The sequence below is a fragment of the Serratia sp. LTN-2 genome (genome assembly GCF_059740205.1).
Genome location: NZ_JCAXDO010000003.1, coordinates 542,166 through 558,066 on the forward strand (window position 1 = coordinate 542,166; position 15,901 = coordinate 558,066).

At 60.0% G+C, this 15,901-nt stretch carries 13 protein-coding genes and 3 tRNA genes; 8 read left to right on the forward strand and 8 right to left on the reverse strand.

Translation table 11 applies throughout. The features are described from left to right. The first annotated feature begins 311 nt into the window (after positions 1 to 311). The gene (locus tag AC6BYQ_RS09745; RefSeq protein ID WP_019453818.1) at positions 312 to 1,541 is read left to right on the forward strand and encodes an L-lactate MFS transporter; all 1,230 of its coding nucleotides are present in this window, start codon (positions 312 to 314) and stop codon (positions 1,539 to 1,541) included. Positions 1,542 to 1,608: 67 nt separating this feature from the next. On the opposite strand, the gene glk is transcribed toward AC6BYQ_RS09745, so the two are convergent. Further along, entirely contained in the window at positions 1,609 to 2,571 is a 963-nt protein-coding gene (gene glk / locus AC6BYQ_RS09750; protein WP_019453819.1) for a glucokinase, read from the reverse strand. Between the two features lie 310 nt (positions 2,572 to 2,881). Here glk and AC6BYQ_RS09755 point away from each other — a divergent pair, with 310 nt between their 5' ends. Beyond that, positions 2,882 to 4,129, forward strand: coding sequence for an ion channel protein (locus tag AC6BYQ_RS09755; protein ID WP_154746588.1), 1,248 nt, complete (start codon positions 2,882 to 2,884; stop codon positions 4,127 to 4,129). On the opposite strand, the gene AC6BYQ_RS09760 is transcribed toward AC6BYQ_RS09755, so the two are convergent. Beyond that, positions 4,126 to 4,818: an aspartate/glutamate racemase family protein gene (locus AC6BYQ_RS09760; RefSeq protein ID WP_498056798.1), complete on the reverse strand. Its 693-nt coding sequence runs from the start codon at positions 4,816 to 4,818 to the stop codon at positions 4,126 to 4,128. The two genes, AC6BYQ_RS09755 and AC6BYQ_RS09760, sit on opposite strands and share 4 nt — an antisense overlap. 67 nt (positions 4,819 to 4,885) lie before the next feature. Further along, positions 4,886 to 5,338: a multidrug/biocide efflux PACE transporter gene (locus AC6BYQ_RS09765; protein ID WP_019453822.1), complete on the reverse strand. Its 453-nt coding sequence runs from the start codon at positions 5,336 to 5,338 to the stop codon at positions 4,886 to 4,888. Positions 5,339 to 5,436: 98 nt separating this feature from the next. Here AC6BYQ_RS09765 and AC6BYQ_RS09770 point away from each other — a divergent pair, with 98 nt between their 5' ends. Continuing rightward, positions 5,437 to 6,327 (forward strand): LysR family transcriptional regulator, encoded by an 891-nt coding sequence (locus AC6BYQ_RS09770; RefSeq protein ID WP_025160151.1) that lies wholly within the window; start codon positions 5,437 to 5,439, stop codon positions 6,325 to 6,327. Here the strand turns inward: AC6BYQ_RS09770 and AC6BYQ_RS09775 are convergent. Further along, entirely contained in the window at positions 6,303 to 7,964 is a 1,662-nt protein-coding gene (locus tag AC6BYQ_RS09775) for an alpha-keto acid decarboxylase family protein (RefSeq protein ID WP_498056790.1), read from the reverse strand. The genes AC6BYQ_RS09770 and AC6BYQ_RS09775 overlap by 25 nt on opposite strands. A 189-nt stretch (positions 7,965 to 8,153) precedes the next feature. Between AC6BYQ_RS09775 and mgrA the strand changes: the two genes are divergently transcribed. Both mgrA and AC6BYQ_RS09785 read left to right on the forward strand, forming a co-directional pair. Next, positions 8,154 to 9,143, forward strand: coding sequence for an L-glyceraldehyde 3-phosphate reductase (gene mgrA / locus AC6BYQ_RS09780; RefSeq protein ID WP_498056791.1), 990 nt, complete (start codon positions 8,154 to 8,156; stop codon positions 9,141 to 9,143). A gap of 224 nt (positions 9,144 to 9,367) precedes the next feature. Beyond that, the gene (locus AC6BYQ_RS09785; protein WP_498056792.1) at positions 9,368 to 9,778 is read left to right on the forward strand and encodes a DUF2502 domain-containing protein; all 411 of its coding nucleotides are present in this window, start codon (positions 9,368 to 9,370) and stop codon (positions 9,776 to 9,778) included. A gap of 40 nt (positions 9,779 to 9,818) precedes the next feature. Here the strand turns inward: AC6BYQ_RS09785 and AC6BYQ_RS09790 are convergent, their stop codons facing one another. Beyond that, positions 9,819 to 11,054, reverse strand: a complete 1,236-nt coding sequence (locus tag AC6BYQ_RS09790) for an Nramp family divalent metal transporter (RefSeq protein WP_498056793.1) — start codon at positions 11,052 to 11,054, stop codon at positions 9,819 to 9,821. A gap of 377 nt (positions 11,055 to 11,431) precedes the next feature. On the opposite strand from AC6BYQ_RS09790, the gene AC6BYQ_RS09795 reads away from it, so the two are divergent. Then, entirely contained in the window at positions 11,432 to 12,619 is a 1,188-nt protein-coding gene (locus AC6BYQ_RS09795; protein WP_004936373.1) for a NupC/NupG family nucleoside CNT transporter, read from the forward strand. Between the two features lie 120 nt (positions 12,620 to 12,739). Here AC6BYQ_RS09795 and AC6BYQ_RS09800 read toward each other — a convergent pair. Further along, positions 12,740 to 12,815: transfer RNA gene (locus AC6BYQ_RS09800), tRNA-Ala, on the reverse strand. A 59-nt stretch (positions 12,816 to 12,874) separates the two neighbouring features. Beyond that, a tRNA-Ala gene (locus AC6BYQ_RS09805) sits at positions 12,875 to 12,950 on the reverse strand. 308 nt (positions 12,951 to 13,258) lie between these two features. Between AC6BYQ_RS09805 and AC6BYQ_RS09810 the strand changes: the two genes are divergently transcribed. After that, a complete protein-coding gene (locus AC6BYQ_RS09810; protein ID WP_174135606.1) occupies positions 13,259 to 14,044 on the forward strand; it encodes a formate/nitrite transporter family protein in 786 nt (261 codons plus the stop codon). Positions 14,045 to 14,114: 70 nt separating this feature from the next. Here AC6BYQ_RS09810 and gltX read toward each other — a convergent pair whose 3' ends face one another. After that, positions 14,115 to 15,530: a glutamate--tRNA ligase gene (gene gltX, locus AC6BYQ_RS09815; protein WP_015378659.1), complete on the reverse strand. Its 1,416-nt coding sequence runs from the start codon at positions 15,528 to 15,530 to the stop codon at positions 14,115 to 14,117. A gap of 294 nt (positions 15,531 to 15,824) precedes the next feature. Here gltX and AC6BYQ_RS09820 point away from each other — a divergent pair. Then, positions 15,825 to 15,900 (forward strand) — tRNA-Val (locus tag AC6BYQ_RS09820). Position 15,901 lies beyond the last annotated feature (1 nt).

Here is a 15,901-nt window from a genome sequence, read left to right on the forward strand (position 1 = left end):
TTACGCCTTTCAGACGCATCCTTCACAATTTCACCACAATCGTTCACCGGCGATTAACAATAAATCGTTGATATCTTTGATGTAGATCACGTGTCACCTGCGGCATTTCACACGCTTTTCGGCGCAAAAACGGCAACTCACGCCGCATAAAATGCATTTCATTCCTTCCGTCGTGCAACTCATTCCCGATCCGCCGTCCACCGGGAGAGCCGGCCATATAATAAGCCCATACCGCGGGAACGTTGATTCACCCCGCAAATTTCAGCCAGCGGCTCACGCCCGGCAACGCACACACAGGAAGGAGACCGGCCATGAACACCAAACCGGCAAATCGCAGCTTAATCGTTCTCGGCACCATCATCTGTCAGATGGGTCTGGGCACCATCTACACCTGGAGCCTGTTCAACCAGCCGCTGGTCGACAAGTTCCATTGGGGGCTGGCGGACGTCGCCACCACCTTCTCCATCACCAGCTTCTTCCTGGCCTTCGCCACGCTGTTCGCCGGCAAACTGCAAGAGCGTTTCGGCATCCGCAACCTGACGCTGTGTGCCGGCATTCTGGTCGGCCTGGGCCTTATCGCCAGCGCCCACGTCAGCTCGCTCGACATGATCTACCTGCTGGCCGGCGTAGTGGTGGGCTTTGCGGTCGGTATCGCCTACATCTCCACCCTGTCCAACCTGATTAAGTGGTTCCCGGCCAACAAAGGCCTGATTTCCGGCATCTCCGTCGGTGCCTTCGGCAGCGGCAGCCTGCTGTTCAAATACGTCAACGCCGCCCTGATCGCCGACGTCGGCGTTTCCGGCGCCTTCTTCTACTGGGGTGTCATCGTGATGGGCCTGATCGTCGTCGGTTCGCTGCTGCTGAAAGAGCCGGTGCTGGCGACCCGCACCGCACAGCAAGGCGCCAACGGCCTGGGCAACGACTTCAGCGTGCGCCAGATGCTGGCCACCAAAGAAGCCTACCTGCTGTTCACCATCTTCTTCGCTGCCTGCATGAGCGGTCTGTACCTGATCGGCATCGTGAAAGACATGGGCGTTCAGCTGGCCGGGATGGACTTGGCTACCGCCGCCAACACCGTATCCGCCGTCGCTATCTTCAACACCGCCGGCCGCATCATCCTGGGCACGCTGTCCGATAAAGTGGGCCGTATGCGCGTCATCAGCTTCACCATGCTGGTTACCGTGCTGGCGATTGTCGCACTGAGCTTCATGACGCTGAACCACACGCTGTTCTTCATCTGCGTCGGTGCAGTAGCCTTCTGCTTCGGCGGCAACATCACCGTGTTCCCGGCGATTGTCGGCGACTTCTTCGGCCTGAAAAACCACAGCAAGAACTACGGCATCATCTACCAGGGCTTCGGCCTGGGCGCGCTGGCCGGTTCGTTCGTCGCCAAATACTTCGGCGGCTTCCACGCCACCTTCATGGTGATTGGCGTCCTGTCCGCCGCCTCCCTGCTGATTACGCTGTTCATCAAAGCGCCGAAAGCAGTGGAAGTGGAAACCGAAGAAACCGCACAGGCGGCGGAGCTGGCCAAAGCCTGATCCCCGCGAAAACGACAAGGGGCGCAACCTGTGGGTTGCGCCCCTTTTTATTGTTCTGCCGCAGAGCTTACAGCTGCATGCCCAGCGTCTGGCGCAGATGCGCGCCGGCTCCCAGCAGGCCCGGTTGGCCATGCGTGATCATGAACACCGGGATGTCGCGCACATAGTCGCGGAAGCGCCCCTTGTCTTCAAAGGCGGCGCGGAAGCCCGAAGCCTTGAAGAATTCCATAAAGCGCGGCACGATGCCGCCGGCGATGTACACGCCGCCAAAGGTGCCCAGAGTCAGCGCCAGGTTGCCGCCGAAGCGCCCCATGATCACGCAAAACAGCGACAGCGCACGGCGGCTGTCGATGCAGCTGTCGGCCAACGCCCGCTCGGTGATGTCCTTCGGCTCCAGCTTTTCCGGCAGGCGGTTGTCCGCCTTGACGATGGCGCGATAAAGGTTGACCAGGCCCGGCCCGGACAACACGCGCTCGGCGGAAACGTGCCCCACTTCCGCGCGCAGCACCTCCAGAATGATGTCCTCTTCTTCACTGTTCGGCGCGAAATCGACATGGCCGCCCTCGCCCGGCAAGCTGACCCAGCGGCGATCGACATGCACCAAATGGGCAACGCCCAGCCCGGTGCCGGCGCCGTACACTGCGATCGGTTTGCCCGGCTGAGCCTCGCCGCCGCCAAACTGCAGCACGTCGTCCGGCGAGAGCATCGGGATCGCCATCGAGACGGCGGTGAAATCATTGATCACCTCCAGATGACTCAGCCCCAGGCTGGCCTTCATCGCTTTGATCGAGAACGCCCAGCTGTGGTTGGTCATCGCCACCCAGTCTTCGGTCACCGGGCAGGCGATGGCGATACAGGCGTCCTGCACCTCGATATCGCACTCTTTCAGGTAGTGGCGGATCACCGCCTCCAGGCTGTCGAACTCCAGGCCGGAATAGGTTTTCGCCTGGGTAATCTCACCCGTCGCAACAGTGCACAACGCCAGGCGGGCATTGGTGCCGCCAACATCACCTACGAGGGCATAGGTCATTGATTTCGTCTCCGTAAAATGAAAAATAAACAGCTGCCCACACTGTAAAATCCTGCCGCAAAAACAACAATCACCCGCCTCGGATCTGCGCCCCAATAGCGATCCGGATCACAAAAAACGTTTCAGCTTGCCCGCCACGCCGCGTTTTGAAACAAATTGCGGCAAAAAACGCCCCCCGGCGACTGTTAACCGTCATCGACGCCGGGCAATATCAGTGCGTGCCTGCACGCCGATAGTCTGGCAAGCTGTGGCCACTGTCCAATCACCCGCTCTCCTTGCCCGGCATGGAGGCATCGACAAGGGAATACCCATGCTGCATCCGCGCGCCAATGCCATGTTGGCCTTTGCTTTGCCTGCGCTGATTATCGGTTCCGCATCCAGTCTGGTGCTGCTGTTGGTGATGAACGTCGCCGCCACACTGCAGCAATGGCTGTGGGTGACGCTGCCCGATATGCTGAGCCTGGACGCCCAGTCGCCCTGGTGGCCGGTCGCGATGCTGACGCTGACCGGCGTGGCGGTGGGCCTGATCGTGCGCTATATGCCGGGCCACGCCGGGCCGGATCCGGCGACGGAATCACTGATCGGCATGCCGCTGCCGCTTTCCGCCCTGCCGGGGCTGGGGTTGGCGCTGATCGTCGGCCTGGCCGGCGGCGTCAGCCTGGGGCCGGAGAACCCGATCACCGCCATCAATATCGCGCTGGTCGCGGCGGCTGGGGCGCGCCTGCTGCCGAAGGTGCCGCGCATGGACTGGATCATCCTGGCGGCTGCGGGCACCATCGGCGCGATGTTCGGCACACCGGTCGCCGCCGCGCTGATCTTCTCGCAAACCCTGGCGGGCAATAACGAAACGCCGCTGTGGGATCGGCTGTTTGCCCCGCTGGTCGCCGCCGCCGCCGGCGCGGTGACCACCCAGATGTTCTTCGTGCCCAACTTCGCCCTGCAGCTCGACGCCTACGACGTGACGCGGCTGCCGGACATCTTCAGCGGCGCCATCGTGGCGCTGATCGCCATCGCGCTCGGCATGGTGGCGCTGTGGTGCTTCCCGCACGTTCACCGCCTGTTCCATTCGATGAAGAACCCGGTGTTGATGTTAGGGCTGGGGGGCTTTGTGCTGGGCCTGCTGGCGCTGGTGGGCGGAGAGATTACCCTGTTCAAAGGGCTGGATGAAATGAAGCGCCTCGCGCAAGACGATGGCTATTCGGTGCCGGCGCTGTTGACCATTACCCTGACCAAGCTGGCGGCGCTGGTGATCGCCGCCGCCTGTGGCTTTCGCGGCGGGCGCATCTTCCCGGCGGTGTTCGTCGGCGTGGCGCTGGGGCTGATGCTGCATCAACACGTTCCCGCAGTGCCGGCGGCGATCACCGTCTCCTGCGCCATCATGGGGCTGGTGCTGGTGGTGACGCGCGACGGCTGGCTCAGCCTGTTCATGGCGGTGGCGGTGGTGCCGGACCTGCATCTGCTGCCGGTGCTGTGCATCGTGATGCTGCCCGCCTGGCTGGCGCTGGCGGGCAAACCGCTGATGCTGGTGAATCGCCGGCAGCCGCCGCACGACGATTAGGCCAGCGCGAACGCCGCGGCGGCACGGGCGTGGATCGCGGTGGTGTCGAACACCGGCACCGACGCATCCCGCTCGCTCACCAGCAAGCCTATTTCGGTGCAGCCGAAAATAATCCCCTGTGCGCCCTGCTGCTCCAGATCGCTGATGATCCGGCGATACTCGTCGCGCGAGGCGTCGCGAATTTTACCCAGGCACAGTTCGTCATAGATGATGCGGTGTACGATGTCGCGATCGGCTCTGACCGGCGTCACCACGTCGATGCCGTGCAACTCCTGCAGGCGGCCGCGGTAGAAGGTCTGCTCCATGGTAAAGCGCGTGCCCAGCAGCCCGACGCGGCGAATATTTTTTTCCCGCACCTGCAGCGCCGTGGCATCGGCGATATGAATCAGCGGCAGGCCGCTGGCCTGCTCGACCGCCTCCGCCACCTTGTGCATGGTGTTGGTGCAGATCACGATCGCTTCGGCACCGGCGGCGCGCAAAGCCACTGCAGCGGCGGCCAGCAGCCGGCCGGCACCGTCCCAATCGCCCTGGTGCTGCAAGCGTTCAACCTCCTGAAAATCGACGCTGTAGAGCACGATTTTGGCCGAATGCAGCCCGCCGAGGCGCGCCTTTACCTGCTCGTTGATAGTGCGGTAATAAGGAATGGTGGATTCCCAGCTCATGCCGCCCAGCAAGCCCAACACTTTCATCATTCGTTCCTCAGCATTTTCCGACGATCCTCTGACCTTACCTGAGAATCGCCGGGCTGACGACGCCTTATTTGGCGCCGGAATTGATCGGCTGGCGCGCTTCAAACCAGCGCTGGCGCAGCGTGTCGTACAGCCAGTTGTAGGCCATGGTGTACGGCAGGAAGAACAGGAAGAAACCGATTTCCAGCATAAACGCCTGCCCCCAGGAAATGCTCAGCATCCAGGCGGCGATCGGCACCCCGATCAGGATAAAACCGGCCTCAAAGCCGACGGCGTGCAGCGCACGCACTTTCAGGTTACGCACCACCCGGCTGACCGGCCACAGACGGTCGAACACCGTGTTGTAAACCATGTTCCACAGCATCGCGACGGTGGAGAGCATCACCGCCAACGCACCGACCTGCACCATTGAGCGGTTGAGCAGCCACGCGCCCAGCGGGGCGCAAACCATCACGGCGATGGCCTCGAAACCGACGGCGTGGACGATACGTTCAATGAGAGACTTGTTTTGCAGTTGCATACATCACCTTTTATTCGACAGTTGTTGCGAAAGCCAGGTGATTATCATCGCTTTTTTGGGTAGATTAAAAATAGGTTCCATCGATAAAGTAGATACATATGCACTACTCACCGGAAGCGTTACAAGCCTTTGTGGAAGCCGCCGCCCTGGGCTCATTTTCCGCCGCCGCGCGCAAGCTGCGTAAAAGCCAATCCACCGTCAGCACCGCCATCGCCAATCTGGAAGCAGACCTGGCCTTGACGCTGTTCGATCGCAGCGCGCGCCAGCCGGTGCTCACCGCCGCCGGCCGCAAAGTGTTGGGGCACGTACAGGAGATCCTGGCCGCCAGCGAGCGGCTCGATGCATTGAGCATTCAGCTGGCGGGCAACGTCGAACCGCGCCTGAGCATGGTGTTTTCCGACACTTACCAGCCCAAGCACCACGACAGCCTGATGCAGCGGTTCGAACAGCGTTATCCGGAGATTGAACTGGAATGGATGATCGCCGAAGAAGGCGACGTCATCGATCTGCTGCAGAGCGGCCGCGCGCACCTGGGCATGGTGGAAGTGCAAAAAACCTATCCGCCGGATATTGCCTTTTCCCGGCTGCCTGAACAGACCGAAATGGGGCTGTTCGTCGCCCATCAGCACCCGCTGGCGCAGGTCGCTGCGCCGACGCCGGAACAGTTATCCAGCACCCGTCAGCTGATCCTGAACACCTACACCGGCGCCGAGGCGGCCAGGCAAGGAGGATTGGTGTGGTCGGCGCCCAGCTATCTGCTGCTGCTGGAGATGGCGGAACAGGGATTCGGTTGGGCGGTGTTGCCGCACTGGCTGGTGCAGCAATACGGCCACGGCAGGCTCACCCAGCTGCGCCCGCGCGGCTGGCCCAAACTGATTTCGGTGGATGCGGTGTGGTCGAAACTGACCCCGCCGGGCCCGGCGGGGTACTGGATGCTGGAGCGGCTGTTGGAAGACGACGCGGCTCAAGCGGCGGCGTTGCGCGAATGAATCACGCGCGAGAGGGTATCGAGCAGTTCGGGGATGTCCCTCTTCGGCAGCATCACTTCGATGAAAGCCAGCCGATCGCCGTCCGCTACCTCACGCAGCGCCTGGCTCAACCCCTCAGCATCGCTGACGCGCAACGCCTTCACCGGCCGATCGCCTGCCAGCGCCGCCGGCAGCTGTGTCCAATTCCAAGGCGCAATGTCATTGTAACTCTGCTCCGGCCCGTGGATGGCGCGCTCGATGGCGTACCCCTGATTATTCAGCACGAAGATCACCGGTTTAAGCCCGTCGCGCAGCATCGATCCCAGTTCCTGCACGGTGAGCTGCGCGGCACCGTCGCCGACCAGCAGCACGACCCGTCGCTGCGGTTCGGCGGTCTGCACGCCGAACGCCGCCGGTAAGGTATAGCCGATCGATCCCCACAGCGCCTGCACGATCATCCGGCTGCCGCGCGGCAGCGTTAACGTGGCCGCACCAAAACAGGCCGTGCCTTGATCGGCCAGCACGATATCGTCCGGCCGCAGAAAATCCTGCATCTGTCGCCAGAAAGCGTGTTGATCCAGCCCTTCGCCCGCCGCTTCCGGCAACGCAGGGCGGGCGATCGTCGGCAACGGCCAGCGCGCCGCCAGCGACAGGCTCAGGCGATGCAGCGCCAGCACGGCATCTCGCATCGGAATGCGGTTGAACCGCCGCCGCCCTACCCAGGCTTCGAACGGCTGGATATCGATGCACTTTTCCATCGGCAGATGATGAGTGAATCCCCCGGTGATGGTGTCGGTGAAGCGCACGCCAACGTTGATCACCACGTCGGCGTTTTCGATCGACTGTTGCACCGCCGGATCGCTGGCGCCGCCGCAGTAGGTGCCGACAAAACCGGCGCGGTTCTCATCCAGCACGCCCTTGCCGAGCAGCAGGCTGGCGTGTGGGATCGCCACTTCCTGCATCCAGCTATCCAGCGCCGTTTCAACGCCGAAGCGATCGGCCAAAAAATCCGCCAGCAGCGACACCCGCCGCGCCCCCAGCAGCTTTTCACGCGCCGCCGCGATAAACGCCCGCAATGCGTTTTGCGACAACCCGGCCTGACGCAGCATCAGCGGCGCCGGTTTGGCCGGCAGCAGCGCTTGCGCGACGTCGCTGGGCAACATCAGGTAAACCGGGCGATGTTCCAGCAAGGCAGCACCGATCAGGCGATCGATCTCCACGGCGGCGTTGTCGGCGGTCAGATTAGCCTGGGCAACGCTGACCTCTTTGGCGATCCGGGCGAAGTGGGTGAAGTCGCCATCCCCCAGCGAATGGTGCAGCAAATCGCCGGCGCGCTGGGCGCGCAGCGCCGGGGTGCCGACGACGTGGATCACCGGCAGATATTCGGCATAGCTGCCGGCTACGCCGTTCAGCGCGCTCAACTCACCGACGCCAAACGTGGTCAGCAGCGCCGCCGCCGGTTTGCAGCGCGCATAGCCGTCAGCCGCATAGGCGGCGTTCAACTCGTTGGCGCAACCTACCCAGCTGACCTGCGGATGCGCAATGACGTGATCAAGGAATTGCAGGTTGTAATCCCCCGGCACGCCAAAGACGTGGCGGATGCCAATCTGAGCCAGACGATCGAGCAGATAATCGGCCACCGTATAGATCTGAGTCATGATCATCACCTGTCTGCAGCTGGAGCGATTATCTTTAAGTATCGAAGATGTTGTTCAAATTTCGAACGATGGCTCTCGCCTCAATCGGCAACCTGGCGTTACATGCCGGCCTTGTGATCCTTCCCCCGGCAGCGCGGAGTGAAAACGCATACACTTAAAGCACTTCACCTCTCGTCGACAAGGATACCCATGTCCTACCAAGCCTCTCCCTCCCGTTATCAAGAGATGGAATACCGGCGCTGCGGCCGCAGCGGGCTGAAGCTGCCCGCGGTCTCGCTCGGGCTGTGGCACAACTTTGGTGACGCCACGCTGTATGACAACGCCCGCGGCCTGATCCGCTGCGCCTTCGATCGCGGCATTACCCATTTCGATCTGGCTAACAACTACGGCCCGCCGCCCGGCGCCGCCGAGGAGAATTTTGGCCGCATTCTCAACGCCGATCTGCGGGCCTGGCGCGACGAGCTGATCGTTTCATCCAAAGCCGGTTACACCATGTGGCCCGGCCCCTATGGCGACTGGGGCTCGAAAAAGTACCTGGTCGCCAGTCTCGATCAGAGCCTCAAGCGCATGGGGTTGGAATATGTGGATATCTTTTATCACCATCGTCCGGACCCGGAAACGCCGCTGGAAGAAACCATGGCGGCGCTGGATCTGCTGGTGCGTCAGGGCAAAGCGCTGTATGTCGGCCTGTCCAACTACCCGGCCGAGCGCGCGCGGCAGGCGTTCGACATTCTGCAGCGCCTCGGCACGCCGTGCGTGATCCACCAGCCCAAGTATTCGATGTTGGAACGCGGACCGGAGGCGGGATTGCTGGATACATTGGCGGAACATGGCGTCGGTGCCATCGCCTTCTCGCCGCTGGCGGGCGGCCTGCTGACCGACCGCTACCTGCACGGCGTTCCGCAAGATTCCCGCGCTGCCAGCGGCAGCCGCTTCCTGCAGCCGGAACAGCTGACCGCCGACCGACTGGACAAGGTGCGCCGCCTCGATGCGCTGGCGCGGCAACGCGGGCAGAAGCTGTCGCAGATGGCCCTGGCCTGGGTGCTGCGCGGCGATCGCGTCACCTCGGTGCTGATCGGCGCCAGCAAGAATGCGCAGATAGAAGACGCGGTGGGCATGCTGGCCAACCGTCGCTTCAGTGAAGAAGAGCTCGCGCAGATCGAGCAAATCTTATTGTAATCGCTTACAAATAACGCCGCTCAATCGAGCGGCCATACTCCAGAAAAATCTCAAATCTCGGCCTGCGGCGTCCTTTTCAGAGTTGTTCTCAGATTCAACCCTATATTGCCGGCGCTATGATGCCGATATTGCAGTAAAAATAACGATAAGGCCGCTTTTTAAACTGATGAACGCGCTTCATAAAGTGATCAACGGCCAAGCCGCGCAAGCGGGAAGGAGAAGTCATGTTTAAACCTCTGCTCTTGGCCGCCATCCTGGCGGCGACGGTGCTGCCCGCCGCACAGCAGGCGCATGCCGAAGGCCTCAGCATCGATCTGATGCCGGGCGTTTCATTACGCATCGGCGATCAGGACAATCGCGGCCGTTACTGGGACGGTTACGACTGGCGCGATCGCGATTGGTGGCGCTCACATCAGGGGCGTTATCTCGGTGACCGCAGCCCGCGCGGCTATTACTGGGATGGCTATCGCTGGCGCGACCGCGACTACTGGCGCAAATATTACTACTCTCGCGACGGGCGCTATTACAAATGCGACCATCATTGCGACAAGCATTACTGGAAGAAAGAGAAAAAACACCACCACGATCATGACCGCGATCGCTGGCGCCGTCACGGCGACGACGACCGCGATTAACCACGACGAGCCGGCGCAACGCCGGCCCGCGCTGTTTCGCTTACAGCACGCTGCCGATCAGCAGATAGCCGTTCAACCCAACCACCACCACTACGATCAGTTTACCCAGGTTTTGCACCACCGGACCGTTGACCATCTCGCCCATCAGCGCCCGATTGCCGGTGAAAGCCAGCAGCGGCACCAACGCCAGCGCAATGCCGAAGCTCAGCAACACCTGGCTCAGCACCAGAATGCGCGTCGCGTCCATCCCCAGCATGATGACGATAAACGACGGCAGCATGGTCACCGCACGGCGCAGCCACAGCGGGATATGAAAATGCACGAACCCCTGCATCACCACCTGCCCCGCCAACGTGCCCACCACGGTAGAAGAGAGGCCGGCAGCCACCAGGCTCAGGCCGAACACGGTCGCGGCGGCGTGCCCGAGCAGCGGTTGCAGCATCAGGTAGGCCACGTCGAGATCGGCGATGCCGCTGTGGCCGCTGAAATGAAACGCGGCGGCGGCGGTGGCCATCATCGCCAGATTAACGAAACCGGCGATGGTCATGGCCACGGCGACGTCGACTTTGGTGGCGGCATAGCGCTCCGCCTTGTCGTGCTCGCCGCCGATTTGGGTGAGCGATGAATGCAGATAGATCACGTGCGGCATAATCGTGGCGCCCAATACCCCGGCGGCCAGGAATACCGCATCGCCGTTAGGCAAATCGGGCAGCGCCATGCCCTGCAACAGCGGCGCCAGCTGCGGTTGTGAGAACGCCAGTTCGACGATGTAGGCAGCAGCGACGAACAGCAACAGGCCACCAATCACCAGTTCCAGCGGCTTTTGCCCACGCTTTTGCAGCATCAGAATTAAAAAGGTGGCGATGCCGGTCAGTACCGCCCCCTGCAGCAGGGAGACGCCAAGCAGAAGCTTGAAGCCGATCGCCGCGCCGATAAACTCAGCCAGATCGGTCGCCATGGCGATGATCTCCGCCTGTACCCAATAAGCCCATACCGCCGGCCGCGGAAAGCGATCGCGAATATGCTCGGCCAGGTTTTTTCCGGTGGCGATCCCCAGCTTGGCGGACAACAGCTGGATCAGCATCGCCATCACGTTGGCCCAGACCACTACCCACAGCAGGCTGTAGCCGAACGAAGCGCCGGCCTGAATGTTGGTGGCGAAGTTGCCGGGATCGATATAGCCGATAGCGGCGATAAAGGCGGGCCCCATGAGCGAGAGTTTGATTTTTCTGGCGGAGCGACCGGAGGTGGTTTCAACCACGCGACTGTTCAGCATATGTTGAACCCTTACTGAAATTACGTTTATCTCCACTCTATATAAATGATAATAATTATCAAGCGCATTTATAGCGGTAAAACTTATCTCTGTAATAGCCAACATTAACGGTTTTATCGTAGGGTTCAGTGCGGAGCTGGCCGATTTCCGTGCTTTTCTGATGGGATTTTGGCTGCAATACCCCTGAAAGACAGGTTAGCACAAGAATACGAATTTCCTATTCCTGCTTTAACATCTTGATTTTTTATGCTTTTACGCAACACTTTAGGAGAACCCCCACTATGATTTTCCATATTTGCAATAGAAGTCTCGTTTTTAAACGTAGCGTTACATAAAATGACAGCCGAAATTCAGCCTGCCTCAAATTTGGAGCAAACATGTCCCATATTGCGCACTTTGCGTTGGCGATAGTGGTGGTGGCGATCCTGGCCCTGTTGGTGTGCCGCGATCGCAAGAGCATCCGCATTCGTTATGTTATTCAATTACTGGTTATCGAAGTACTGCTGGCCTACTTTTTCCTGCATTCGGAAGCGGGTTTGGGCTTCGTAAAAGGATTCGCCGCGCTGTTTGACAAACTGCTCGGGTTTGCGGGACAAGGGACTGATTTCGTATTCGGCGGCATGGGCGACAAAGGCCTGGCGTTCTTCTTCCTGAAGGTGCTGTGCCCGATCGTGTTCATTTCTGCGCTGATCGGTATTCTGCAGTACATCAAAGTGCTGCCGTTCATCATCCGCATTATCGGCACCGTGCTGTCGAAAGTGAACGGCATGGGCAAGCTGGAGTCGTTCAACGCCGTCAGCTCGCTGATCCTGGGGCAGTCCGAAAACTTCATCGCCTACAAGGATATCCTGGGCAAGATGTCGGAAAAGCGCATGTACACCATGGCGGCGACCGCGATGTCTACGGTATCCATGTCCATCGTCGGCGCCTACATGACCATGCTGGACGCCAAGTTCGTGGTGGCGGCGCTGGTATTGAACATGTTCAGCACCTTTATCGTGCTGTCGCTGGTCAACCCGTACGACACCAATAAAGAAGAAGAGCTGCACCTCGGCAACCTGCACGAAGGCCAGAGCTTCTTCGAAATGTTGGGCGAGTACATCCTGGCCGGCTTTAAAGTAGCGATTATCGTGGCCGCGATGCTGATCGGCTTCATCGCCCTGATCGCCGCGCTTAACGGTGTGTTCAGCGCCATCTTCGGCCTGAGCTTCCAGGAAATCCTCGGCTACTTCTTCTACCCGTTCGCCTGGATCATGGGCATTCCTAAGCACGAAGCCCTGCAGGTTGGCAGCATCATGGCCACCAAGCTGGTTTCCAACGAGTTCGTGGCCATGATGGAGCTGCAGAAAGTGTCTGCCGAACTGTCGCCGCGCAGCCTGGGGATCCTGTCGGTGTTCCTGGTGTCCTTCGCCAACTTCTCTTCCATCGGTATCGTGGCCGGTGCGATCAAGGGCCTGAACGAACACCAGGGCAACGTGGTGTCGCGCTTTGGCCTGAAGCTGGTGTACGGCTCTACGCTGGTCAGCATCCTGTCCGCTTCCATCGCGGGCCTGGTGCTGGGCTAAGCCTCTCGAACCTACTGCGATAACAAGGCGCCTGCGGGCGCCTTTTTTGTTGACCTGCATTCGGCGAAGGTGAAATGACGCAAAGCAAAAAGCCGACCCTGAGGTCGGCTTTTTAAATTGTGGTGGAGCTAGACGGGATCGAACCGTCGACCTCTTGCATGCCATGCAAGCGCTCTCCCAGCTGAGCTATAGCCCCACAAAAGTGGTACGCATTGACCGGCGTTACGGTATCCCCAACCTTGCTGAGAAGAAGGTTGGTGGAGCTAGACGGGATCGAACCGTCGACCTCTTGCATGCCATGCAAGCGCTCTCCCAGCTGAGCTATAGCCCCGTTCCACAATCACTTTGTGCTGTGAACGGGGCGCATAATATGAAACCCGCTCAAAGCTGTCAACGGCTAAATTGAATTACTGAATCAAGCGTTGAAAAAGCCGCCAAATCAGCATGTTTGGCACCAAAAAATCATCACTTTGCGCAGAGTTCAGCCATTTTGAGCGTTACATCTCAAAATGGCGAAAGACCCTGCATATCACGTTGATTTTTAATTAACGGAATGTTAGCGAAATGCGCTTGAGTCGGACTCCTGCGCGGCATAGACTGCCCGCGCCTTAAACTTCATTACTATAAACCGAGTCCGTCATGTCTTTGCATTCACCAAAAGAAATCGCCGCCCTCGCCGTTCAGGCCGGGGTGAACAAAAGCCGCGCCCCTCTCGCTAATCTGTTGATTCTGGGCTTTCTCGCCGGCGCCTTTATCGCTACCGGCTTTCTGCTGGATATTCACGTCATCGGCACCCTGCCGGCCGAATGGGGCTCTTTCGGCGCCCTATTAGGTGCGGCGGTGTTCCCTATCGGCCTGATCCTGACCATTCTGGCCGGCGGCGAACTGCTGACCGGCAACATGATGACCTTGCCGATGGCCTGGTTCGCCCGCGAAATCCCCGCTATCGCCGTGCTGCGCAACTGGTTTTGGGTCACCCTGGCCAACTTCGCCGGCAGCGTGGCCGTCGCCTACTTCTTCGGCCATCTGCTGGGCCTGACCGAGGGCGCGTTTTTGCATAAAACGCTGGCCATCGCGCAGGCCAAAGTGGATGCGGACTTCCTGCACGCCTTTATTTCCGGCGTCGGCTGCAACTGGCTGGTGTGCCTGGCGGTATGGTTAGCCTTCGCCAGCAGGGATGTACCGGGTAAAGTCATCGGCATGTGGTTCCCGGTCATGGCTTTTGTCGCCATCGGCTTCCAGCACGTGGTGGCGAATATGTTCATCATACCGGCGGCCATCTTTGCCGGCGGCATGGGTTGGGAGCAATACCTGCCTAACTTTGCTGCGGTATTCCTCGGCAACGCGCTGGGCGGGGCCGGCTTTGTCGGGTTGATGTATTTCCTCGCCTATCGCCCGGGATTGCCGGCCGGCGAACAAGCCTGATAAACGACAATAAAAAAGCCCCGGGATCGCTCCTCGGGGCTTTTTCTTTATGGATGGCGTATCAGCCTAATCAGGCCTGCGCTTCACGCTCGGCGATGTAAGCCAGCGCCATATCGATGCGCTGCAGCGAACGCTTCTGGCCGATCGCATGCACGGTCACGTCCATGCCCGGCGACTGACCGGCGCCGGTCACCGCCACGCGCAGCGGCATGCCAACCTTGCCCATGCCGACGCCCAGCTCGTCCGCCGTACCCTGAATGGCATCATGCACGTTTTCCGGCGTCCAGACGGTGATGGCGGCCAGCTTGGCGCGCACCGCTTCCAGCGGCTGACGTGCAACCGGGCGCAGGTGTTTCTTGGCGGCGTCGGCGTCGAACTCGCTGAAGTCTTCGTAGAAGTAACGGCAAGACTCCGCCATTTCCTTCAGCGTCTTGCAACGCTCGCCCAGAAGCTTGACGATGTCCTTCAGTTCCGGGCCGTTGCGGGTTTCAAGACCCAGTTGCTCAACGTGCCACGCCAGATGCACCGCCACTTCTTCCGCCGGCATATGGTTGATGTAGTGGTGGTTCAGCCATTGCAGCTTCTCGGTGTTGAACGCACTGGCAGATTTGTTGATCGCTTCCAGCGTGAAGAACTCTTTCATCTCATCGATGGAGAAGATCTCCTGATCGCCGTGGGACCAGCCCAGACGCACCAGGTAATTCAGCAGCGCCTGCGGCAGGTAGCCGTCATCGCGATACTGCATCACGCCCACCGCGCCGTGGCGCTTGGACAGCTTTTTACCGTCGTCGCCGAGGATCATCGACACGTGCGCGTATTCCGGCACCGGCGCGCCCAGCGCTTTGAGAATGTTAATCTGACGCGGGGTGTTGTTGATGTGGTCTTCACCGCGGATCACATGGGTGATTTCCATGTCCCAGTCATCGACGACGACGCAGAAGTTATAGGTTGGCGAACCGTCGGTGCGGCGGATGATCAGATCGTCCAGCTCCTGGTTGCTGAATTCGATCGGGCCGCGAATTTTGTCGTCGAAAATCACCGAACCTTCCTGCGGGTTGCGGAAACGCACCACGTGCGGCTCGTCGTCGGTGTGGCTGCACTGGCTGTCGCGGCAGTGGCCGTCATAACGCGGCTTCTCGCCGTTTTCCATCTGCTTCTCGCGCAGCGCTTCCAGGCGTTCCTTGGAGCAATAGCATTTATAGGCGGTGCCCTGCTCCAGCATCTCGTCGATGACCGCGTTATAGCGATCGAAACGCTTGGTCTGGAAATACGGGCCTTCATCCCAATCCAGGTTCAACCAGTTCATGCCATCCATAATTGCGTCGATCGCGTCCTGGGTGGAGCGTTCCAGATCGGTATCTTCGATACGCAGAACGAACTCACCGCCCGCATGGCGGCTGAACAACCAGGAATAAAGTGCGGTACGCGCGCCGCCGACGTGAAGATAGCCGGTCGGGCTCGGTGCAAAACGGGTTTTGATTTTCATTGGGTTCACTGCCTTATTACGCAACGCGTGTCGGCGGTTGCCGACGATTGCTCGGAATTGAAAAAAGAGTGGACGACATTGTATCACCACGCGCTAATTCCTCAACGCCGACACGATATTGCACCGGTCGATTTCACGCGATTTGCGGCCAGTTCCGCATAACATTGCGCAAAGAATCGGCGTCTCTGGCGATAATTATCGCGCCCTGCCTAAATTTGCGGCGAACGATTGAAATCATTTTAAAAACCGTTGACTCACTTTGAACTATCCCTATAATGCGACTCCAACAAGACGGGGCGATTAGCTCAGTTGGTAGAGCATCTCCTTTACACGGAGGGGGTCGGCGGTTCGAGCCCGTCATCGCCCACCAT